The organism is Paenibacillus sp. J2R1T-4 (genome assembly GCF_059692235.1).
This window is the reverse complement of the sequence record NZ_JCAUBA010000019.1, coordinates 1-22,238: the sequence shown is the minus strand read 5'-3', so window position 1 is coordinate 22,238 and position 22,238 is coordinate 1. Positions and strand designations below refer to the sequence as shown.

The 22,238-nt window shown below is 47.3% G+C and carries 26 protein-coding genes; 25 read left to right on the top strand and 1 reads right to left on the bottom strand.

What is annotated here, in order from left to right; all coding sequences use genetic code 11:
• The first annotated feature begins 246 nt into the window (after positions 1–246).
• The 24 genes from sigY (at position 247) to AC58QD_RS25150 (ending at position 20,337) form a co-directional block, all read left to right on the top strand.
• Positions 247–777 carry an RNA polymerase sigma factor SigY gene (sigY, locus tag AC58QD_RS25265; protein ID WP_497337799.1) on the top strand — a complete coding sequence of 177 codons (531 nt, stop codon included), beginning with the start codon at positions 247–249 and terminating at the stop codon, positions 775–777.
• A complete protein-coding gene (locus AC58QD_RS25260) occupies positions 774–1,097 on the top strand; it encodes a YxlC family protein (RefSeq protein WP_497337798.1) in 324 nt (107 codons plus the stop codon). The genes sigY and AC58QD_RS25260 overlap by 4 nt, the downstream gene beginning before the upstream one ends.
• The gene (locus tag AC58QD_RS25255) at positions 1,094–1,336 is read left to right on the top strand and encodes a transcriptional regulator (RefSeq protein ID WP_497337797.1); all 243 of its coding nucleotides are present in this window, start codon (positions 1,094–1,096) and stop codon (positions 1,334–1,336) included. The genes AC58QD_RS25260 and AC58QD_RS25255 overlap by 4 nt, the downstream gene beginning before the upstream one ends.
• Positions 1,314–1,526 (top strand): PLD nuclease N-terminal domain-containing protein, encoded by a 213-nt coding sequence (locus tag AC58QD_RS25250; RefSeq protein WP_497337796.1) that lies wholly within the window; start codon positions 1,314–1,316, stop codon positions 1,524–1,526. The genes AC58QD_RS25255 and AC58QD_RS25250 overlap by 23 nt, the downstream gene beginning before the upstream one ends.
• A complete protein-coding gene (locus tag AC58QD_RS25245) occupies positions 1,523–2,458 on the top strand; it encodes an ABC transporter ATP-binding protein (protein ID WP_497337795.1) in 936 nt (311 codons plus the stop codon). The genes AC58QD_RS25250 and AC58QD_RS25245 overlap by 4 nt, the downstream gene beginning before the upstream one ends.
• Positions 2,455–3,237 carry an ABC transporter permease gene (locus AC58QD_RS25240; protein ID WP_497337794.1) on the top strand — a complete coding sequence of 261 codons (783 nt, stop codon included), beginning with the start codon at positions 2,455–2,457 and terminating at the stop codon, positions 3,235–3,237. The genes AC58QD_RS25245 and AC58QD_RS25240 overlap by 4 nt, the downstream gene beginning before the upstream one ends.
• Before the next feature lie 75 nt (positions 3,238–3,312).
• Entirely contained in the window at positions 3,313–4,224 is a 912-nt protein-coding gene (locus AC58QD_RS25235) for an ABC transporter ATP-binding protein (protein WP_497337793.1), read from the top strand.
• Positions 4,221–5,048: an ABC transporter permease subunit gene (locus tag AC58QD_RS25230; RefSeq protein WP_497337792.1), complete on the top strand. Its 828-nt coding sequence runs from the start codon at positions 4,221–4,223 to the stop codon at positions 5,046–5,048. Before AC58QD_RS25235 ends, AC58QD_RS25230 begins: the two co-directional genes overlap by 4 nt.
• Before the next feature lie 268 nt (positions 5,049–5,316).
• Entirely contained in the window at positions 5,317–5,694 is a 378-nt protein-coding gene (locus AC58QD_RS25225) for an ATPase (protein WP_497337791.1), read from the top strand.
• Positions 5,695–5,858: 164 nt separating this feature from the next.
• Positions 5,859–6,812 carry an aldolase catalytic domain-containing protein gene (locus tag AC58QD_RS25220; protein ID WP_497337790.1) on the top strand — a complete coding sequence of 318 codons (954 nt, stop codon included), beginning with the start codon at positions 5,859–5,861 and terminating at the stop codon, positions 6,810–6,812.
• A 168-nt stretch (positions 6,813–6,980) separates the two neighbouring features.
• Positions 6,981–7,832 (top strand): helix-turn-helix domain-containing protein, encoded by an 852-nt coding sequence (locus tag AC58QD_RS25215; RefSeq protein WP_497337789.1) that lies wholly within the window; start codon positions 6,981–6,983, stop codon positions 7,830–7,832.
• A 153-nt stretch (positions 7,833–7,985) separates the two neighbouring features.
• Positions 7,986–9,014, top strand: coding sequence for an ABC transporter ATP-binding protein (locus AC58QD_RS25210; protein WP_497337788.1), 1,029 nt, complete (start codon positions 7,986–7,988; stop codon positions 9,012–9,014).
• Complete coding sequence (locus AC58QD_RS25205) at positions 9,014–9,817, top strand: ABC transporter permease (RefSeq protein WP_497337897.1); 804 nt, start codon at positions 9,014–9,016, stop codon at positions 9,815–9,817. Before AC58QD_RS25210 ends, AC58QD_RS25205 begins: the two co-directional genes overlap by 1 nt.
• Positions 9,807–10,604 carry an ABC transporter permease gene (locus AC58QD_RS25200; RefSeq protein ID WP_497337787.1) on the top strand — a complete coding sequence of 266 codons (798 nt, stop codon included), beginning with the start codon at positions 9,807–9,809 and terminating at the stop codon, positions 10,602–10,604. Before AC58QD_RS25205 ends, AC58QD_RS25200 begins: the two co-directional genes overlap by 11 nt.
• Before the next feature lie 76 nt (positions 10,605–10,680).
• Entirely contained in the window at positions 10,681–10,968 is a 288-nt protein-coding gene (gene gatC / locus AC58QD_RS25195) for an Asp-tRNA(Asn)/Glu-tRNA(Gln) amidotransferase subunit GatC (RefSeq protein ID WP_497337786.1), read from the top strand.
• 38 nt (positions 10,969–11,006) lie between these two features.
• Positions 11,007–12,479, top strand: coding sequence for an Asp-tRNA(Asn)/Glu-tRNA(Gln) amidotransferase subunit GatA (gene gatA / locus AC58QD_RS25190; RefSeq protein ID WP_497337785.1), 1,473 nt, complete (start codon positions 11,007–11,009; stop codon positions 12,477–12,479).
• Positions 12,480–12,565: 86 nt separating this feature from the next.
• Positions 12,566–14,005: an Asp-tRNA(Asn)/Glu-tRNA(Gln) amidotransferase subunit GatB gene (gene gatB, locus AC58QD_RS25185; RefSeq protein WP_497337784.1), complete on the top strand. Its 1,440-nt coding sequence runs from the start codon at positions 12,566–12,568 to the stop codon at positions 14,003–14,005.
• A gap of 195 nt (positions 14,006–14,200) precedes the next feature.
• Positions 14,201–14,911, top strand: a complete 711-nt coding sequence (locus AC58QD_RS25180) for an MgtC/SapB family protein (protein WP_497337783.1) — start codon at positions 14,201–14,203, stop codon at positions 14,909–14,911.
• Between the two features lie 117 nt (positions 14,912–15,028).
• Positions 15,029–15,628: an RNA polymerase sigma factor gene (locus tag AC58QD_RS25175; protein WP_497337782.1), complete on the top strand. Its 600-nt coding sequence runs from the start codon at positions 15,029–15,031 to the stop codon at positions 15,626–15,628.
• Positions 15,603–15,968: a hypothetical protein gene (locus AC58QD_RS25170; protein ID WP_497337781.1), complete on the top strand. Its 366-nt coding sequence runs from the start codon at positions 15,603–15,605 to the stop codon at positions 15,966–15,968. The genes AC58QD_RS25175 and AC58QD_RS25170 overlap by 26 nt, the downstream gene beginning before the upstream one ends.
• 31 nt (positions 15,969–15,999) lie before the next feature.
• Entirely contained in the window at positions 16,000–16,644 is a 645-nt protein-coding gene (locus tag AC58QD_RS25165; RefSeq protein WP_497337780.1) for a DUF6677 family protein, read from the top strand.
• Positions 16,645–16,701: 57 nt separating this feature from the next.
• A complete protein-coding gene (locus AC58QD_RS25160; RefSeq protein ID WP_497337779.1) occupies positions 16,702–17,925 on the top strand; it encodes a DUF4097 family beta strand repeat-containing protein in 1,224 nt (407 codons plus the stop codon).
• Between the two features lie 72 nt (positions 17,926–17,997).
• Positions 17,998–18,426, top strand: coding sequence for a peroxide-responsive transcriptional repressor PerR (gene perR, locus AC58QD_RS25155; protein ID WP_497337778.1), 429 nt, complete (start codon positions 17,998–18,000; stop codon positions 18,424–18,426).
• Positions 18,427–18,588: 162 nt separating this feature from the next.
• A complete protein-coding gene (locus AC58QD_RS25150; protein ID WP_497337777.1) occupies positions 18,589–20,337 on the top strand; it encodes a glycosyl hydrolase family 18 protein in 1,749 nt (582 codons plus the stop codon).
• A gap of 128 nt (positions 20,338–20,465) precedes the next feature.
• On the opposite strand, the gene AC58QD_RS25145 is transcribed toward AC58QD_RS25150, so the two are convergent.
• Positions 20,466–20,831: a DUF2614 family zinc ribbon-containing protein gene (locus AC58QD_RS25145; RefSeq protein ID WP_497337776.1), complete on the bottom strand. Its 366-nt coding sequence runs from the start codon at positions 20,829–20,831 to the stop codon at positions 20,466–20,468.
• A gap of 129 nt (positions 20,832–20,960) precedes the next feature.
• Between AC58QD_RS25145 and AC58QD_RS25140 the strand changes: the two genes are divergently transcribed.
• Entirely contained in the window at positions 20,961–21,827 is an 867-nt protein-coding gene (locus AC58QD_RS25140) for a nucleotidyltransferase-like protein (protein WP_497337775.1), read from the top strand.
• The last annotated feature ends 411 nt before the right edge of the window (positions 21,828–22,238 follow it).

Sequence of the window (22,238 nt, the reverse complement as noted above, 5' to 3'; positions counted from 1 at the left end):
ATGGCTTCTCGATAGGTGGATAGCCAGTTGATAGGATGGAGAAGTTCAAATAATGTCCCAACTGAAATCCAACGCCAAGGACCTGACCGGTGCACTTCTTCCGGTCAGGTTTTACTTAGTTGTCACAAGCGTCAAAAATATTTTTCGCATCAAATGAACTTTTCACCTGACTCATCCGTACTATAGGCAATTCTATAACCAAGAAGGGAGTGAACCTCGAATCGTGACATTAGACTCGACAGCATTATGAACATAGACGAGCAGCATATCATCCAGCTTGCCCAGCGCGGCGATTCGAAGGCACTCGCCCTTTTGTTGAGGGAGCACTACGCTTTCCTGTACAAATACTTGTTGAAAATCACTTTGCATCCGCAGACCGCAGAAGATTTGACGCAAGAGACGATGATCCGATGTATAGAGAAAATTCGTCTTTATAATAGTAAATCGAAATTTTCCTCGTGGCTCATTACTATCGCAACCAATCTGTATATGGATCAACTTAGGCGAATGAAGCTCGAACGGTCTTGGAAGGACAGCGAGATGGCCGACATGAGAAAAATACGGTGGCAGTCTCTTCATGAGAATGAAGGATGGTCGGAGCTCACAGAAGCATTAAGCCAGTTAACACGCGAGATGCGCGTTCCAATTATTCTGAAGCACTATTACGGCTACGCTTATGAAGAAATTGCTCAGATGATGGATATACCGCTCGGGACAGTAAAGTCAAGAATTCACAATGGGCTGCAGCAAATGCGAAAGGAGATGGGTGAAGAATGATGAAGGACGAGCAAGAATGGACGAAGCGAATTCAGGCTGACTTAAGCAAGCTGGATGATGAGGATCGGTTCCCTGTGCCGATGCCCGATCTCGCTTCATTGGAGAACTGGATCACCGAACAGAAACAGGTGCGAAGAAAAAAATTAATACAAGAGCTTCTATTGTTCTGGTTATTTGCCTTAGTTATTCTCTCCGCATTCGTATCCATCGCTCATCAGAAGCCGTTGCTATTCGCTTATATGCAGGCACCCATCCTGCTTAGCGGCATAGTCGGGTTCATACTGACCCAGAAGCAGAAGAAACGGGTGGATCGGATATGAATACATCTATTCACGGTGTTTCGTTCTGGCTCTTGATCCCGGTTGCAATCGTTCTGCTGATCCAAGGCACATGGCTGTTCACGGATGCCCGCCGAAGACAGATTAACCCATGGTTCTGGGGAATCTGGGGACTGATACAAGTGCCGCTGCCAACTATCTTTTATATATTATTTCTATGGTGGAGACAATCTCGACTTGCCAAGGAGGACTTACACAATGACCATGAACGAATTGATTGATCAGATCAACTGGGCTATCGTCGCCCCGATCCTCGTAATACAAGCCATACTCATGACTATCGCACTGATTGATTGCATCCGCTCCGAACAAGCGAATGGACCCAAATGGCTGTGGATACTCATCATCATATTCATCAATATTATCGGCCCAGTTCTTTACTTCGTATTCGGAAGGGGCCGCGATAGATGAACAAGCTACTGTCCGTTAAAGAACTGACGCGCACTTTCGGCACGACCACGGCTGTGAACGGGATTTCCTTCGACATTGAACAAGGGCGCTGCATTGCTCTCCTAGGACCAAACGGGGCAGGCAAGACAACAACGCTCAGCATGCTCGCAGGACTGTTATCGGCAACTAGCGGCACGATTTCATTCGAATCACCCAATGTCCCGAAGGACATAAGACAATGGATCGGATTTTTGCCGCAGCATCCTGCCTTCTTCAACTGGATGAGCGGGCGTGAATTTCTCGAGTTCTCGGCTAAGCTCGCCTTCTTATCTTCCAAAGAAGCCCGTCAACGATCAACGGAGCTGCTGGAAGCAGTGGGCCTCACCGATGCTGCGAAACGGCGTATCGGAGGATACTCAGGAGGGATGAAGCAGCGTCTCGGTATCGCCCAAGCGCTTATTCATCGCCCAAAGCTGCTTATGCTGGACGAGCCCGTATCCGCGCTCGATCCAATAGGGCGAAGAGAGGTTCTTGAGCTGATGCACAGCCTGAAGCAAGAGACTACATTGCTATTCTCCACTCATGTCCTTCATGATGCGGATGAGATTAGCGACGACATTATCTTGATGCAGCATGGCAATATTGCTGTATCGGGAGACCTGCAGTCCGTCCGGGCCAAGTATCGCAAACCGCTCATAAGGATCAAAAGCGAACAATCCTTAGCTCCATGGACTCAGGAGTGGGAACAGCAGCCCTTTATAGAAAAAGTACAACCCAAGCATGCTGAGGGGTCTTTGGATTTATTCATAAACAACAATCAAATGGACATCGCGAGGACGTTCGTATGCCAGCAAATAGCAGAACACGGTATTACGGTTCAATCTATTGAATTCGGCCATTCCAATCTCGAAGATTTGTTCATGCAAATAATAGGTGGTGAAACTAATCAATGATTACCCAATGGTTCGTGTTGTATCGCAAAGAAATGATCGAGATGTGGCGCAATTACAAGTGGGTGTGGGTTCCGCTTGTCTTCATCCTCTTTGGAGCAAGTCAACCTATCACAACGTATTACATGCCTGATATATTAAAAGCCACGGGAGGACTCCCGGAAGGGGCAATCCTTCAAATCCCAATGCCCTCCGGCGCCGAGATGATCGCGAGTACATTATCCCAGTACGGCACAATTGGCGTGCTGATCCTGGTATTAGCTTTCATGGGAGCCATATCCTCGGAACGTGTCAGCGGAGTCATCCATATGGTCATGATGAAGCCGGTGCCGCATCGTTCCTATGTATCCTCCAAGTGGGCTGCTATGGCCACTCTCACTGGTGTATCGTTCATAGCGGGAATGTTGGCCGCCTGGTATTACACGATGCTGCTATTAGGCGATGTCTCGTTTGATAGATTTGCCCTTAGCTTGCTCCTATACGGATTGTGGCTTGCCTTCATTATATCCATCACTCTGATACTGAGCGTTTTGCTCAAAAGTAGCGGAAGCACAGCGTTTCTTACGATCGGAATCGTTTTTATCCTATCCATTACTTCCAGTTTTCTGGGTAAATGGATGCGCTGGAGCCCAGCCAACCTGCCGGAGCACGCGAACTCGGTCTTGCTTCAGGGTAAAGTGTCCGCTCAATTCCCGCTCTGTTTAGGTGCGACGATCGTCCTGATCGCCATTCTGATAGAAGGTGCCGTCTATTTGTTCCGATCCAAGCAAGCCTCTCTTTAATAGTTTCAGCAATTCTCAATACATGCACGGAAAGAAGTCGCATTGGCGTAGCACAAGGAACTGGAGGTTAGAAGATTGAGCACGGACATCTTAATCGAACTTGAAAAAGTAAAAAAAAGCTACAGAAAACAACTTGTGCTGCATGATGTGAATTACCAAGTGAACCAGGGGGATATTATCGGGTTGCTTGGTCCGAACGGAGCGGGAAAAACGACCTTGGTGCGTTTGATGAACGGGGTAATCCGGCCGGATGAAGGGAATATCCGTATTGCCGGGCTCTCTCCTGATCGGGATGGGGAAGCGATTCGACGCATGAGCGGTATTGTAACCGAAGGGGCAGGGTTATACAGGGAGTTAAGCGGCCGGGCTAATCTTGAATTTTTCGCGAAAATCTACAATTGTTCCGATCTCTCCATCATTGATGAACTGCTTTCTCGCTTCGAATTGAAGGAGCATGAGCATAAAGCAGCGGGTCATTACAGCACAGGGATGAAAAAACGTCTAGCACTCGCCAAGGCGCTTCTGCATCGTCCCTCCCTTCTATTCTTGGATGAACCAACCAATGGATTAGATCCTGACGGGATTCGCATGGTGCTCGGCTATTTGAAAGAAATCAACCGTGAGCAAGGCACGACCATTATTTTATGCTCTCATGTTTTGCATCAATTGGAGGACATTTGCGATTCTTTTATTTTTCTAGAGCAGGGCAGGGTGATCGAACAGGGCAGTAAGCTTGATCTGGAACACAAATACTTGAAGACAATCGAGCTGCGAGTAGAAACAGGGCTTCAGGTTCAAGGCGAACGTTTCGGTTCGTATGAAGTTCAGCGCACGGGACAGGACATCCTGCAATTCAAGCTTTCTTCCAAAGAAGAGATCTCAGGCTTGCTGCAACAAATACTGAGTGTATCGTGGATTAACTCCGTGGAGATTATGAATCGTGACTTGGAATCTCTATACTTCCATGTGCGGAGGAATGCAGAATGAATATGCGAATCGTGGCAGCAATTGCTAGAAAAGATATGCGCTCGATCACAAGTAATACGCAAGTATGGCTCGGGCTGGTGTTATTGCCGGTTTTATTCGGAGCGGTAATGCCAGGAATCCTTATTCTGGTAGCCAAATCAACGAATCTTGACTCGGAGTCGCTAACGAAATTCGTACATAATACCCTAGAGCGACTTCCGGCGCAACGTGAGATGCTGGAGCAGTTGCCTTCCATTAATCATCAGTTTATTTATTTTGCTGCAACTTATTTATTTGGCACCTTATTTTTGCTCATACCGATCCTCAATGCGCTAATGATGGCTCTGAACGGATTTGTCGGTGAAAAAGAACGCAATACCCTGGAGAGCTTAATGTACGCGCCTATTTCGATTAAGGAGCTGTTTGTAGGGAAAATCATGGCTGCTTTTATTCCGGCGTTCCTATGTACGATCATTGCTTTTGTGTTATATGGTGTCGTGGTGGATAGTCTCACATACTCTATGTTTGGGCGTCTCATCTTTCCTAACAGTCATTGGATGCTGCTGCTTGTATGGGTAACACCCGGAATCACTTTGTTCACGATCTTGATCAGTGTGTTCATTTCCGCCCGCTCGAAAGGCTTTCAGGAGGCTCAACAGCTTGGCGGAATCATTGTGCTTCCATTAGTGGGTCTATTGATCAGTCAAGTAACGGGTTTGTTGTTCATAAGTAAAATGTTTATTTTTATTGCCGGCGGTGTACTGCTGCTTGTTGATTTTCTGCTGTTGTTATGGATTGCTAAGGTCAATCAGAGAGACAAGCTATTCGAGAGCCAGGTGATCTAGTCAGATCCTTCCCTTTCTTCTTTTACAAGATCCTTGCCGCCAGCTAAAAGCAGTTGTATATTCCTGAGAATATGCAGGTCCCCAATATGGGAATAAATTGTCGAATGAATCTGTTGATTTATTGGACACCTCGATTATTTTTTAGTAGGATATATAACATACATGTAATACACTTATTAGATTTTAATAGTCGTGTGTACACGGTGCAATTTATAAAGTTTGTGTAAAAAGGTTTGCGGGCGGCAAGCCGGTTTGGGGGGATATTCTAATGTTTCGTTTAGGACAAAAAGTAGTTTTTGTGAATGATAGTTTCGAGCTTCACTTTCCGATCGGAGAAACAGGATATATTATTGCTTACGATCGCAATGCGGACAATGTGTTCGATTATGTCGTTCGCGTACCGAAGTTGAATAAGCATTTTTTTGTGCCTGCGGCGGATATAGAATTGGAAGAAATATTGCTGCAGCAAGAAGCGGAGCAGGTTGAGCGTGAAGCTTTAATCGATTATGCTTTGGTTACGAAGAATGAAGAGCTTTTCCGATTCATTATGAATGGCGAGGTTGCAGAAGCTCCTCTCGAGAAAAGTAAAGAGGTTCAGAGCAGAGAAGATTTTATCAAACAGATCAATTTGAGAGCATGGATCTAAGCAGTCCTGTTGACTCTGAATAGATTGTAAGATGGAAGGTGCCTTTCGGCATCTTTTTTGTTGATTAAGAGCGGTTTTGTATAGGGGAACGATAGATTGACATGCGCTTGACGGATAAGCTATGATGAGTAGCATCACACCATATCGGGAGGCTTTTGAAGGAAATGAAAGAATCACAAAGTAAAATACTTGACTGTACAATCCGTGACGGGGGTCTTGTTAACAATTGGGACTTCAGCGTTGATTTCGTAAGGGACTTATACTACTCCTTGAACGCTGCCGGCGTGGATTATATGGAAATTGGATATAAGAACTCACCGAAGCTTTTGAAAGGCTCGGATTCAGGTCCGTGGCGCTTCTTGGAGGAGTCCTTCATGAAGGAAGTCATTCCTCAGAAGGGTGATACGAAGCTATCTGCATTGGTTGATATTGGCCGGGTTGACGAGAACGATATTCTGCCAAGAATCGAGAGCATGCTGGATATGATCCGCGTGGCTTGTTACATCAAGGATCTGGACAAAGCGCTTGAATTGGTTAACACGTTTCACTCCAAAGGATACGAGACGTCCCTGAACATTATGGCCTTGTCCCACGTTATGGAGCATGAGCTGATCGAAGCGTTCCAGGATATTGCAGAAAGCCCTGTTGACGTAGTTTATATCGTAGATTCTTACGGCAGTCTGGATCACAAGGATTACAAGCATTTGATCGAGAAGTTCCAGAAGTACCTTCCGAACAAGACTCTAGGTATTCATGCACATAACAACATGCAGCTCGCCTTCTCCAACACGATAACGGCTTCCGATCTAGGTGTTCAATTCCTCGATTCTTCAGTATTCGGTATGGGTCGCGCTGCAGGTAACTGCAATACGGAATTGCTGGTTGGCTATCTCAAAAATGCAAAATACGAAATTCGTCCGATTCTTGAAGTGATCGAGCGTCGCATGATTCCGTTGCGTGAGAAAGTGGAATGGGGCTACTTAATTCCTTACATGATCTCCGGTATGCTCAATGAACATCCTCGTGTTGCAATGGCTGTGCGCAATACCGATGCCAAAGATAAATATGCTGAGTTCTATGACAAGCTTACTTCCCCTGAAGTATCGACTGGCGAGTAAGAATATAGCAATGTTGAAGCCTTCATGGAACGTAGTCGTTCTTTGAAGGCTTTTTTGATTTGTTTGCGTTGGTTTTCTCTCATTTGCCCCTTGCTTTGGATTCATTTCCAAGAAATAACCTGTTACTATAGTAGGAACACGATATTGAAGCCAATGAGGGTGCAGCCGATGAGCGGGGAGTCCAACAATCGATACAAGACCATCTGGATTGAGAGCAGCCGCCAGTCGGGAAAGGTAAAGTGCGAACCCGGTTGGGATTGGCGTACAACCTTTCTTGATTACGATCTTTGGTTTGTCTTATCCGGATCAGGCCAAGTTCAAATGAACGGCGTGACCTATCCGATCGGACCTGGCTCCTGCTTCATTTTTCGACCTGGAGATCAAGTGCTGGCAGAGCAGAATCTGGAAGACCGATTAACCGTCATCTTTGTACATTTCCGATTAACAAATTGGAGCACGGGACAACCAGCAGAAGCGGAGCAATACTTCCTTCCGCCGTCCTATAGTGAACTGGATGATAAATACATCGTAGAAAATTGGTTGAATCAAGTGTTGGACACAGAAGATGAGACTGAGGGAGAGTATGTTCAGGAGCGATTTAACTGTCTCATGAAATTGGTGCTTATGCACATTAGAGAACTACACTACACTCAGAATGATACATCGGGTTTATCAGTGAAACAGAAGAAGATCGTTCGGACAGCGAAACAGTACGTTCGAGAGAACATAGCGGCTCCGATTGAATATGACAATCTGGCAGACTTGACAGGAGTGTCACCGCGTTATCTCAACCGCCTATTCAAACAGGGGACGGGATTATCGCTTCAGGAATATATTACACGGGCTAGAATTGAGAGAGCTTCCTATTTGTTAACACAGACGTCTATGTCGGTTGGACAAGTGGCTGAGTCACTCGGGTATTCGGATATTTATTTCTTCAGCAAACAGTTCAAGAAGTATGGGGGACAGCCGCCTTCCTACTTTCGATCGAAGACAAAGCCTGCCAAACCTGCTTATTAGAACGCTTCACAGAACAACATCTCATAACACCTAACCACTCAACACCTCATCCTCTGATGGGGTGTTTTACTATAATGATTGTTTATATTGACAATTTTTGGCTCGACCCTTTATACTTCTTTGAAATGTCAGGATGTAGAGGAGAGGCTAACAATGGCTATTATTGAAGCAACTGGACTCAGCAAGGTATTTAAGCAAGCCATTAAGGAGCCCGGGATTAAAGGGGCGTTGAAGCACTTAGTTACTCAGAAGTATAAGGAAAAGAAAGCGGTAGACCGCATCGATCTTTCTATTGAGCAGGGAGAATCGGTGGCCTATGTAGGACCCAATGGAGCGGGCAAATCAACCACCATCAAAATGCTGTCAGGCATTCTCGTTCCAACCTCTGGCACGATACGTGTGAATGGGATTGTTCCCTATGAAGAACGCATCCGCAATGCAGGCAATATTGGCGTTGTCTTCGGGCAGCGCACGCAGCTGTGGTGGGATCTGCCTGTTCGCGAATCTTTCTCTCTATTAAAAGATATTTATGAGATTCCTAGTATTCAATTCGAATCCACGATGAAACGATTCAACGATCTGCTTGAGCTTGAGGAGTTCACGCACTTGCCAGCGCGTAAAATCTCACTCGGACAACGGATGCGGGCCGACTTGGCGGCCGCTCTTCTGCACAATCCTCCAATTGTATTTCTGGACGAGCCTACAATCGGTCTCGACATTGCTGTCAAATCACGCATCCGTGAATTCATCAAACAGCTCAACAAAGAACAAGGAACGACGATTTTGTTAACTACGCATGATCTGGATGATATCAAAGACTTGTGCAGCCGCATGGTCATTATTGATAAAGGAAAGCTCCTCTATGATGGTGAGCTGCAGACGATAACGGATGCGTTTGCCAAAGAAAGAACGATTCATTTCCAGGTTGCGGAAGCAAGTCCGCTTGTAGCAGAAGCTATTCGGCAATTGCCGGATGCTGAGCTTGAGAAGGAAGCGGGCCATACGTTCTCTGTCCGATTTGATCGGTTTCGCATGTCCGCCGGAGAGGTAGCTGCTGCAGTAATGAGGGTTGCAGAGGTAATCGACTTCCGCATTGACGAGCCTTCTGTAGAGCATATTATTCGACAAGTATATGACGGCCATCTGGAGCTGCCGCAGGCTAACAAGGAGGCGCTGAGGTGATGCGAATCATTGGAGGCAAGTACGGTTCGCTCTTCCGGGCGTCGCTTCAGAATTCGGTTGCCTATCGTTCTAATTTCTTCATCAATTCGCTTACCGGCATCGTGTTCGTAACGGCACTTTTCTATTTATGGAAAGCGATCTATGCAGATCGGGTCGAGCTCGGCGGATTCACATGGAATGAGATGAAGGCTTATCTTTTAATTGTATTTATCTCGAACACACTCATTACCTGGTACTCCGAAACCGCGATTTCCCGTAAAATTCTCGACGGCAGCGTAGCAATGGATTTGCTAAAGCCGCTCGATTTTCAGAAATCCCGGTTTTACGAAACACTTGGCACCTCCATCACGGAAGGAGGAGTTTGCGTAGGAATGACCGTTATCGTCCTGCTGATCTTCACTGGCGTGCAGCCTCCAGGCACGGCGTTTGGGGCTATTCTGTTCGTCATCAGCATGGCGCTTTCCTGGATGATCAAATTCGGCATCGTCTATTTGGCCGGGCTCTGCTGCTTCTGGACCACGAGTGCGATGGGCATTGGTTGGGCTCGTGCGGCGATAACGAACTTATTTTCCGGCGCGCTCATCCCTATCACTATGTTTCCCGATTGGCTGAAGACATTTTCTAGCTGGCTTCCTTTTCAAGGCATTGTGTTCATTCCCGCCTCCCTTTATCTCGATCGACTGCATGGGTTGGAAGCATGGCGGATGCTCGGGCTACAGCTATTCTGGGTTGTGGCTCTATGGTTAGCAGGCAAATGGTTATGGAATTGGGCGGTCAGGAAGGTGACGATCCATGGGGGTTAAACGTACGTTATTTATTTATTATCGATTAATGTCTCAGCATGTAAAAGCGATTCTGGAGTATCAAGCTGATTTTTGGATTTCAATGGTTGCCGCTATGATGACACAGCTTCTTGGCATTATATTCCTATGGGTTATTTTCGAACGAATTCCTTCTATTAATGGCTGGACATACTGGGAGATCGCTTTTATGTATGGCCTTGTGTTCTTGTCAGAGGGGATCTCCTCGTTCTTTTTCAACGGGATATGGGTAATCAATAATTTGATTAATCGCGGGGAAATGGATCGGCTGCTTGTACGTCCATTGCCAACGCTGCTGCAGGTTATGACATCGCACTTCGGTATGAATGGGTTCGGCAATATTCTAATTGGTTCCATCATTGTCATTCAAGCGGCCTGGCATGTGGATATTCGCTGGACGTGGTGGCAGCTGCTGCTGGCAGTGGTATTCGCTCTATCAGGCGGGGCGATTCGTGTGGCAATCAACCTGGTTTCGAATTCTATCTCATTCTGGACACAAGGCCCGCGTAACTCATTCCCGTTTATGATTCATAGCATCAGTGATTTCACCAAATATCCGATAACGATCTACGCTATGGGGATTCAACTGTTCGTTTCCATCGTGGTGCCTTATGCGTTCATCAGCTTCTACCCGGCTGCCTATTTATTCGGAAAAGAAGGCTGGTCTTCGCTTGGGCTGCTGACACCAATCGTTGCCGGTATCGCTTTGTTTCTATCCATTCGTGTATTTTACCGAGGTTTGAAGCGATATGAGAGTGCAGGCAACTAGCCGTCAGAATTCGTTGAGTTCAATAACGATGTAGGCTATAATAGTAGGAATGATCAGGCGGAAATGAGGTGCTGGAATGAGTATTACGGTAAAAGACGTCGAGCATGTAGCGAAGCTGGCCAGACTGGATCTTAGCGATGCTGAGAAGGAAACCTTCACGGAGCAGTTAAATGCGATTCTGAAATATGCGGACAAGCTGAACGAGCTGGATACGACCGGTGTAGAGCCAACAAGTCACGCAATGCCGCTAGTCAATGTAATGCGTGAAGATGAGTCGCGCCCATCGGCTACAATGGAACAAGTGATGCGGAACGCTCCCGATGACGAGGATGGGCAATTTAAAGTGCCTGCCGTTCTGGAATAGATAGTATGTATATTAGCAAGTAGGAAGGGGAATTGGCTTTGTCTTTGTTTGACTTGAACTTACAGGAAATACATAACCGTCTGGCGGGCAAAGATTTGACCGTCACGGATATGGTAGACGCTTCATTCAGCAGGATTAGTGAAGTAGATGCTAAAGTACAGGCTTTCTTAACGCTGGACGAGGAACAAGCACGCAGCACAGCTCGCGCTATGGACGAGTTGCTGACGTCCTCATCCTCTGGCCCAAGCGCAGAGAAAGGCCTGTTGTTCGGATTGCCCGTCGGCATTAAGGACAACATCGTAACGGAAGGGCTGACGACTACGTGCGCCAGCCAATTTTTGCGCAATTATAACCCGATCTATGACGCTACAGTGATGAAGAAGCTGCGCAGCGGACAAGCAGTGCCAATTGGCAAGCTTAACATGGATGAATTCGCGATGGGCGGTTCCAATGAGAACTCCAGCTTCTTCGAGACACGCAATCCTTGGAACACCGACTACGTACCGGGCGGCTCGAGCGGCGGCTCGGCAGCCTCCGTCGCTTCAGGCGAAGTATACTTCGCCCTCGGCTCCGACACCGGCGGCTCGATTCGCCAGCCGGCTGCATACTGCGGGGTCGTCGGCTTGAAGCCGACCTACGGGCTGGTCTCGCGCTTCGGCCTGGTGGCATTCGCCTCCTCGCTCGATCAGATCGGGCCGCTCACGAAGAACGTAGAGGACGCGGCCTACGTGCTGCAGACCATCGCGGGCCACGATCCGCAGGATTCCACATCCGCCAATGTCGAGATCCCCGATTACATCGGGGCTCTGACCGGGGATGTGAAGGGCTTGCGGATCGCCGTCCCGAGCGAATACCTGGGCGCCGGTGTGCAGCCGAAGGTGAAGGACGCCGTGATGACGGCGCTTAAGGTGCTGGAAGGGCTCGGCGCCGTATGGGAGGAAGTGTCTCTGCCGCATACAGAGTATGCGGTCGCCACTTACTACTTGCTCGCGTCCTCAGAGGCCTCCTCCAACCTGGCCCGTTTCGACGGGGTACGGTATGGTGTTCGGGCCAAGGACCCGGCCAACCTGCTCGATCTCTATCATCAATCGCGCAGCCAAGGCTTCGGCCCTGAAGTGAAGCGCCGAATCATGCTCGGCACTTACGCACTCAGCTCAGGCTACTACGATGCATACTACTTGAAGGCGCAGCAAGTGCGCACGCTAATCAAGCAAGACTTCGACAACGTTTTCGAACGGTTTGATGTCATCCTGGGCCCGACTGCGCCGACTCCGGCATTCCGGATCGGAGAGCAGGTAGGGGATCCGTTAACGATGTACTTGAATGATATTCTCACCATTCCCGTAAGTTTAGCAGGCATTCCAGCGATTAGCGTACCTTGCGGGTTAGTGGATGGGTTGCCGGTTGGGTTGCAGATTATTGGCAAAGCGTTGGATGAGTCTACGGTGCTGCGAGTTGCACATGCTTTTGAGCAGAATACGGACTATCACAAGCTGCGGCCAGAACTTTAATTTACAATGGGGTCCCCCTCAAGTAATCGGAATAAGCATCCGGAAATACGTCACTTTTTGGGGAGCTATTATGGAGGAGGAAGACGTTGACAGAGCAACGCTATGAAACCGTAATCGGTCTTGAAGTTCACGTTGAGCTTCATACACAATCGAAGATTTTTTGCGGCTGCGCTACTTCTTTCGGAGCGCCGCCGAATTCCAATACATGTCCGGTATGCCTCGGTCACCCGGGAGTTCTGCCTGTGTTGAACCGGCAGGCAGTGGAGTACGCTATGAAGGCTGCAATGGCACTGAATTGCCAAGTAGCTACGCATAGCAAATTCGACCGGAAGAACTATTTCTATCCGGATTCCCCTAAGGCTTATCAAATTTCTCAATATGATCAGCCGATTGGCGAGCACGGTTGGATTGATATCGAAGTAGGCGGAGAAACCAAGCGGATCGGCATTACGCGTGTTCACTTGGAAGAAGACGCGGGCAAACTTACACATGTTGACGGTGGATACGCTTCGTTGGTTGACTTCAACCGGGTCGGGACACCGCTCATCGAGATCGTATCTGAGCCGGACCTTCGTTCTCCCGAAGAAGCCAAAGCTTACCTCGAGAAGATGAAATCGATCATGCTGTACTGCAGCGTTTCGGACGTGAAGATGGAGGAAGGCTCGCTTCGCTGTGACGCGAACGTAAGCCTTCGTCCTTATGGACAAGAGAAGTTCGGTACAAGAGCGGAATTGAAGAACATGAACTCGTTCCGCGGTGTGCAGCGAGGTTTGGAGTATGAGGAGATTCGCCAAGCTGAGATCCTCTCTGGAGGAGGGGAAGTAGTGCAGGAGACTCGCCGCTGGGATGAAGCAGCGGGCAAAACCTTATCGATGCGCGGCAAGGAGCAGGCTCATGACTACCGCTATTTCCCAGATCCGGATCTTGTACGTCTGTACATCGATGACGACTGGAAGGCTCGTGTGCGCGCAAGCATTCCAGAGCTTCCTGACGCACGCAAAGCACGCTATACTTCCGAGTACGGCTTGCCTGGCTATGATGCCGAGGTGATTACCACTTCCATGAAGCTGGCTGATTTCTTCGAGGAAAGCTTGTCCTACACCAAGGATGCCAAGGCAGTATCCAACTGGATGATGGGCGACCTCCTGGGGTATTTGAATTCGAATAACGTGGAGATCGATGCCGTTAAGATAACAGGTCAAGGACTCGGTGAGATGATCGGGTTGCTTGAGAAGGGCACCATCAACGGCAAGATTGCCAAGGCTGTATTCAAATCCATGATCGAGACCGGCAAGCGTCCTCAGCAGATTGTCGAGGAGCAAGGCCTTGTGCAGATCAGTGACGAAGGCGCGATCAAAGGTATTGTAGAGCAGGTCATTGCGGCCAATCCGCAATCGGTTGCGGATTTCCGCGCAGGTAAGGAGAAGGCAATAGGTTTCCTTGTCGGTCAAGTGATGAAAGAAAGCAAAGGGAAAGCCAATCCTGCGCTAGCCAATAAGCTTATTCTAGAATGTTTGAACACATAATCTCCACCGTGTACCAACAACAAGTTAACGTCTACTGATGCAGAATTGGACAAGATCGCACTAGCATCCTCTTTAAGGAAGGATGCTGGTGCGCGCCTCCTTTTTGGCGGAGTAGGCGCTTTTTCTATAAGGAATTATCATGAATGCTTGCTCTAAGCTATACAATAGAAATACTCATTATAAGGGGGGAGAAGAATGGGAGATATAGCTAACAGTCCTTGGGACATAGATACGTTGCACATCACAATAAGATTGCTTCTGGCCTTAACCTTGGGCGGCTTGGTCGGGCTGGAACGTGAGCAGAACAATCATGCAGCAGGGTTACGAACACATATTCTGGTCTGTCTTGGAGCTACGCTCATTATGCTGCTGTCGATGTATGGCTTTAACGAATTCGTCAATGAACTGAACGTCCGGATTGACCCGGCTCGTCTGGCAGCCAACGTAATTACAGGGATCGGGTTTCTTGGCGCGGGAACCATTGTATTCAACGGTTCCTCCATTTCCGGCTTAACGACTGCGGCTTCATTATGGGTAGTGGCGGCGATTGGATTGTCCGTAGGGGCAGGGTTTTATTATCCGGCTGTCATCTCGACTGTGATGGTGCTAATCAGCCTATACATATTGAATAAAGTTGAGAAACGGTGGATTCGTGGCCGTAAACGGACCCATGTTATGCGGATCGATATGCCGGACCGACCGGGTGCATTGGCTGCAGTATCTGCTGTACTGGCCCGCAGAGGGATCGATATTCGCAAAGTTACGATTGAAGAGAAAGGTAAGAAAGCGGAGCAGGACTTCATTGCTATTATATTGTCGATCAAAATGCCTCGAGCAGATATTTTACTTCCGGTCTCGGACGAATTAAGGCAAGTGGAAGGTGTATCAGGTGTGGCGATCGAGTAGTCCAATTTGCCCTGCATTTAAGACACGGAATTATTTCCGTGTTTTTTACTTGAAAAAATGAAGGGAAATCCAAACCATTTACGTCTAATGAAATGTTAACGAAAAGGCGGTGAAACGATGGAACCATCTGGACACTCAGATGAGCGGTTGGCCCTTGCGGCGGGCGCCGGAGATCTTACCGCTTTTCGCGAGCTGGTAGAGCGTCATAAAGGCTATATCTTCACGCTTCTGTTCCAGATGATCGGCCATCGTGAAACGGCGGAAGATTTATCACAGGAAGTGTTTATCAAGCTCCATCGCGCGCTCCCACAATTTCGCGGTGAGGCTAAGTTCTCTACTTGGTTATACCGGATTGCGGCGAATACAGTTACAGACTATAAGCGCTCAAGTGTGAAGAATCCTATTCTGAAGCTGTTCAGGATGGCTAGAGATCCGACAATAACACCCAACACCTCATCAACACATATGAGCCCTGAGGATCGTGCTGTGGCCAAGGAAGGGCAGGAGCTGATGCAGCAGTTGATCCGGGAGCTTCCTGAGAAATACAAGCTGATCCTGTTTTTATATTACTACAAGCAGCTGTCCATACAAGAAATTGCCTTGATTGTAGAGCTGCCCGCCAAAACCGTAGAAACCCGCTTACATCGCGGTAAAGCGAAATTGAAGGACAAATGGATGGAGGCGAATCCTCATGAAATCCGATCGGCTGTGGAATGAGATCCGTACTAATATGACGCTGGAGCAGCCCTCAGATATGTTCACATACAAAGTCATGGATGCCGTTCAGACTCAGCAGCAACAGCTTCATGCAGCATACTCCGCGCAAAAGAGTGCGAATGATACTCGCCTTAGAACGATCAGGTCTGTCACGAAGCGCCAGTATATAATGAATGCGCTGCTAGCCTCTGCAGCCACGTTCCTGTTTGTTGCTACGGGAGTTTGGTCTAGCGTTATAGACTTGCAGAGCGGTGCCTTCAGCATGACCATTCAGAACACGGTTTCCCATACGATTTACTATGGTATTGAGCTTCTGAGTGAAGCCTTGTATCGGCTCTAGTCAACCGCTCTAATAATAGGAGGAATGATTGATGACTGACCAGGACAACAAACAACAACCGTTATTTCCGCCCCAGCCCGCTCCCCAATCGAGCGAACCGCCATTGCATCAATCCTGGAATGGAATGAACATGAACCACCGCCAATTCCCGCCGCAAGGACTTCCGTTCGAGCCTTATGCGCACATACCGCTTAAGCGTAAATTTGTAGCAGGTATATTATCCTTCCTGATTCCGGGGACGGGGCACTTTTACTTGGGCCTTATGCAGCGCGGTATTCTTGTGATGCTGACCATTATCCTGGATATTTTTGCAATCGTTCAGCTCTCGCTAAGCGCTAATACGAACATTCCGTTGATCACTTTATTCTCTTTGCTGATCCCAGTCATTTATTTCTACAGCATATTTGACGCTCTTCAGCTGACGGATCGATTGAATGCCAAGCGCCATTCTTTTTATGCGGATCCCAATGAATTTTTAGTGGAGGAAGCAGGTTCCTTGAAGTCTCTCACCAGCGGCAATCGTGCGGGGTGGTTGTTAATTGGTGTAGGTGCGCTGTTTTTTGTTCTGAGCCGCAAGCCAGTCTGGTTAACCGAGCTGATAAGCACAGCTGGTTCCTATATCGGTGCTGTCATTCTTATTGTGATCGGGGTCTACTTGTTCTTGAGAAAAAAATAATCATGTGCTTTTATAGAAAGGTGTTTGCTTCGTAATTGACTAGGGAGGTCTTACTCGATGATAAAAGTGGGCAGAATTACATCTGCGCTCATCCTGCTGGCGGTCGGCGGATTGCTGTTAGTGGATCAGATGACAGATACGAATTATATTGGGTATTTACTGGATTGGTGGCCTTTGATCTTGATACTGCTGGGTCTCGAATATTTATGGGTGAACTTGAAGTATCAAAAGGGTGAAAAGCAGCTAAGACTCGACATTGGCGGAGTGCTCATAGCGGTCGTTATTGCGATAGGTGTGGTTGGAGTTACGCAGGCGAAGTGGATTCCTACACAATGGTTCAACGGAATGAACTGGGAATCGATCGTCAAGGGGGAATTGGGACGCAAGTTCGAGATGGGCAATACCACAGTTTCTTTAGCTGACCGAACAGAGAAAGTGACTATCGATAATCCATACGGCAGCGTCATTATTCAGACAGGGACAGGAAGCGCAATCGAAATACAGCGTACCGTCTGGGTGAACCGCTCGGATGAAGCAGGCGCCAAGGAAGTGGCAGACGGAACACATATCGATGTAACCGAGGGGAGTCATTTGACGATTTCTACTGTTAGCGATATCAATCGTTTTGCGCGCAAGCCGTATATAGAGCTCGTAATCACGGTTCCTGACAAGCAAAAGGTCAATTGGTCGGTAAAAGGCAACAACGGTAAGATCGAAGCGAACAAACTCCCGGTCAAAGATTTATTGGAAGCGGAGACCTCTAACGGGAGTGTAACCTTACAAGATATACAAGGTAAAGTTTACGGCCGTACAAGTAACGGAGCTGTCAAAGCGATCTCCATACAAGGTCTTGTCGATATACAGACATCCAATGGATCAGTGACCATTCAGGATATTACGGGTGATGCCGAACTTAAGACGTCCAATGCATCGGTAACTGCTGAGCGCATAAGCGGCAAGCTCAAGGCGGATACCCAGAACGGAAGAGTAAATGTTGACGAAGTGGCGGGTTCCGTTGAAATAGAGACCAGTAATGGATCCATCTCCATCGCGAGCCATAAAGTAGGAGGAGATTGGTCCCTCGAGACCAGTAACGGTAAAATCGATGTTAGACTTCCGGCCGATGGAAGCTATGAAGTGGATGGGCGCGGGAATAGTGTATCCAGCAATCTGCCTCTGAATGTGGCGGACAAACACATTTCCGGAAAAATAGGCTCCGGTGAGTACGAAATTAAGGCAATTACGAAGAATGCAAGCATATCCTTCCAACGTGCAGATTGACAAAAACAAGGAAACGACCGTAGAATAGAGAGAGTTGGCATATATATAACACTCTTTGTGGTGGTGAGCAGGATGACACTCCGATTCGAACAAGCATTAGAAAAACTTAAAATGACCGGTGTCCGAATGACCCCTCAAAGGCATGCTATACTAGGCTATTTGTTGGATTCCATGACACATCCGACAGCCGACGACATCTATAAGGCGTTAGGAGAACGTTTCCCTAGCATGAGTGTGGCGACTGTGTACAACAACCTCCGTGTGTTTATTGACTCCGGATTGGTGCGCGAGCTCACTTACGGGGATGACTCCAGTCGATTTGATTCGGATATGTCCGATCATTATCATGCCATATGTGATCGTTGCGGAATTATTGTTGATTTCGAGCACCCGCCTCTCCTTGATGTAGAGCGAATCGCAGCTAACGAGACTGGATTCCAGGTCAGAGGGCACCGGTTAGAGGTTCACGGGCTATGTCCCGCATGCGCCCAAATCCATTGACGTAATTTCTCAGTCGATGAATATGTGTGATTCAAGTATACTAGACGTGTCCGGCTTCTTCCCTTTTAGGAGAGGATTCGGATGCGTTTTTTTGTTCGGCTATAATATATAACTATAAGGTCTAAGGTCCCTGCATTAATGTGGGGTAATTGGGGAGGGACGATGGAGCTTTCTGCGAATACAACTATTGGACGGCCGAAACGAAGAGGCTTTCGATTCTGGTCCTGGTTTCTTTTATTCATCCTTGCATTATGTTCCGCAGGCGGGACTTATTATTGGTATTCGGTCTATTATCCCAATCATGAGCATGTAGATCCTGATTTGAACAATATGAAACAACCGATTTATTATCAAGGCGCTATTTGGAAGGAAGAAGCAAGAGGCAACAAAGAAAGCTTGAAGCTGCCGCTCTCATTCGTTCAAGAGAAAGTAGATTCTACCGTGTATAACGAACCATCCTCGGAGTCCGTAGTAATCACAACCAAGGACAAGGTAGTTCATTTAAAGACGAATACGTTAACAGGAATGATGAACGATAAAGCGTTTACCCTGCGTTTTCCCCTCGAGAAGTCAGGTAATACCGTGTATATACCAATAGATCCGCTTCGTGAATATTACGGCCTCGAAATCCGTGAGTCAGATGAGACGGGTGTAATTATGATATACCGCGTTGGGGATACGATTCAGTGGGGAAATGTATTGGGTTCGGGCAAAAAAGGGAAAACCGTCCCGATGCGCTCTTCCACAGGGATTAAATTTCTGATCGTTGCGGATTTGCAGCCTGATGAGCAAGTGTCCATCCTATCGGAGCATGACGGGTGGTACCGTGTGCAGCGTAAGAACGGGATAACCGGCTATGTAGCCAAGAAAAGTGTTGGATTAAGTCATGTGGAGACGATTCCCGCTGATAAGCAGGCCGAACCGTTTGTTCCTTGGAAGCCCGTTGGAGGAAAAATCAATTTGACATGGGAGCATGTCGTTACGAAGAATCCTGATACCGCACAGATCGGTCCGATGCCTGGACTTAATGTCATTAGTCCTACCTGGTTCCATCTACTGGATGGAGAAGGCAACATCAAGAATCAGGGTGATGCCGCTTATGTGAAATGGGCGCAATCCAACAATTTGCAGGTATGGGCGTTATTCGATAATAATTTTGATCCCAAGATTACAACAGAAGCATTGGCGACATACGACAAGCGGTTGAAGATGATCAAGCAATTGCTCTCTTTTGCCCAGATGTATAAGCTGCAAGGTATTAATATTGATTTTGAGAACGTGAATCTGAAGGATAAAAACAACCTGACTCAGTTTGTGCGGGAAATGACACCTCTGTTGCACGAGCAAGGGCTGGTGGTGTCGATTGATGTTACGGTCAAATCTACTAGTGAGAATTGGTCGATGTTTTATGATCGTCAGGCGCTTAGCGAAACGGTGGATTACATGATGGTAATGGCCTATGACGAGCATTGGGCAAGCAGTCCAATAGCCGGTTCTGTATCCTCCTTGCCATGGGTGGAGCGATCGATTGCTCAGATTCTAAAAGAGGATAAGGTGCCTCCTAGTAAGATGGTATTGAGTGTGCCTTTTTATACCCGGATATGGACAGAGGCGATAAAGGATGGCAAGACATCGGTCACATCCCGTGCTGTGTTCATGGAGACTGCCCAGAAGCTGATCAAAGACAAGAATTTAACACCGGTATTCCTGCCAGAAGTTGGCCAGCATTATGTGGAATATAAGGACGGGGATCAGTTGATCAAGGTTTGGTTGGAGGATGAGGTTTCGATGAAGGCGCGGCTCGAGTTGGTCAAGAAATACAATCTTGCCGGCGTTGCATCATGGAGGCGGGGTTACGAAGTCCCGGCCATATGGAATGTAATTCAGAATACATTAGAAGCCAAACCGTAAGCTATTATTTCTATTATTGTATTTTAAATCAATCTTACAAAAAACACCCTGGGGATTCGCTGAAACAGCGTTCCTCCGGGGTGTTTTCACTTTTGAAGTAATAAACAGTGTAATTTCCATGAATAATCTTATGATGACGGTGTAGCCGTGTCGGATGACTCTTGTTTATCTGCATATGCGGGATCAAAGGTCAGGACGGTTTTGCAGAACATGCATCGGTCTGTCTTGCCTAGAATCTTGGTTCTCCGACCGCACTCCGGGCAATCCAGAGAGACGGCGCTTGTGGAAAGCATTCCAGCCCAGAAGTAGATGCCTACACTGCCGAGCATGACGAACATGCCCAGCACCATGAATATGGCAGCGATTAATTTACCAGCTTGTCCCCAGTCGAATACGATACCCGCTAAGCCGACAATCATGATCGCCATTCCGCCCATTGTGAGCAGTAGCCCCCATAGTCTGAACTCGTTTATTTTGCTTGATCTGAATCTCATATTTGTTCCTCTTTTCTTCTTGCTTCTAATTTCATATTTTGTCCGTTGCAGGAGGCAGGAAACGAATGCGCTATGTAGAATTTATTTAGAACATCCGTTTAAAGCGATCCTAGTGTTCGGAGGTGACCCATGGATTTTTTGAAACAGCAGATAAAGCTCCGCTATGAACATGACAGCAAATTAACTGGTGCCCTTGTTGTTTCTAATCCGGCACCCTTCAGTCCGCTGGTAGACGGTCTGGATTACCTAGTCTTAATCGTAAGGGATCAGGACAACGCGGCAAGCACTATAACTCATTATATAAAAGACGGTTACCGTATACAAGAACGAGGATTGAACTCTGTTCAGCTCGAGCAATGGATGATGTATGGGCCGACCCGAAGTGTTATCCAGTGGATGTTACAAGGAGAGATTGTAATGGATCCCCATTTGTACATGGAAGGTTTACTTCACAAGCTAATTGAATATCCTATGGAAATGCGCCGTCAAAAGCTGCAGATCGAATTCTCGCATTTTCTGAGAAGTTATTTGCAGAGCAAACAATATTTGCAGGATGGACACGTGCTGGATGCTTATAGCAATGTGCTGGCGGCATTATGTCACTGGGCTCGTATTGCCATTATCGAAGAAGGCATACATCCTGAAGTGCTGGTTTGGGCACAAGTTCGCAGGCTGAATCCGGGAGTTTATAAGCTGTACGATGAGCTCACATCTAATGAGGAGTCACTTGAACAAAGGGTGAGATTAGTAGTACTGGCGTGTGAGTTTTCCGTTATGTCCATGATGGAAAGCTGTTGTTACATCTTGCTGAACGTAATTAAGAGCAGGCAGGATCCGTGGAGTCTGAGCGAGCTTGCCGAGGTTCAATCGCTCAAAGAATTAAACCTGGAGCTTCCTCTGCTTATTGCGAAAATGTCGCGCAAGGAGCTTATTAAGGAAGTCGCTTATTCGGAGGATGATTCGTTTATACTCGAGCTTCGCTATACGGCTTCTTGATTTGAGTCTGAGTATTAAGGGTTGACGCTTAGCAAAGGAGCTTCTTGCTAAGCGTTTTTTCTTTTTTTTGAAACATAATTATATCCTGTGTTATTGTGTACAAACTTTTGATTATTCTAACTTTAGAAGAATGCTTGACTTTATTCAGCAGGATGTGATAAATTAATTCTCGCCCCTTAAAGAGCAGTCGACACCAATCGACGAGCTGCGAAGAACATAAAAAATTATGTTGCAATGCACTGGGCAAATGTGATATATTAATAAAGTCGCTGTTCGGAAGGTTCTCACCTGCGAATACGACAAGATTGTTCCTTGAAAACTGAACAACGAACGTGCAAGTTTTAACGGCCATATGGCCAAAAACAAGCTAGACTCGTTTTAAGAGCAAGTCAAATTTCTACCTTTATGGAG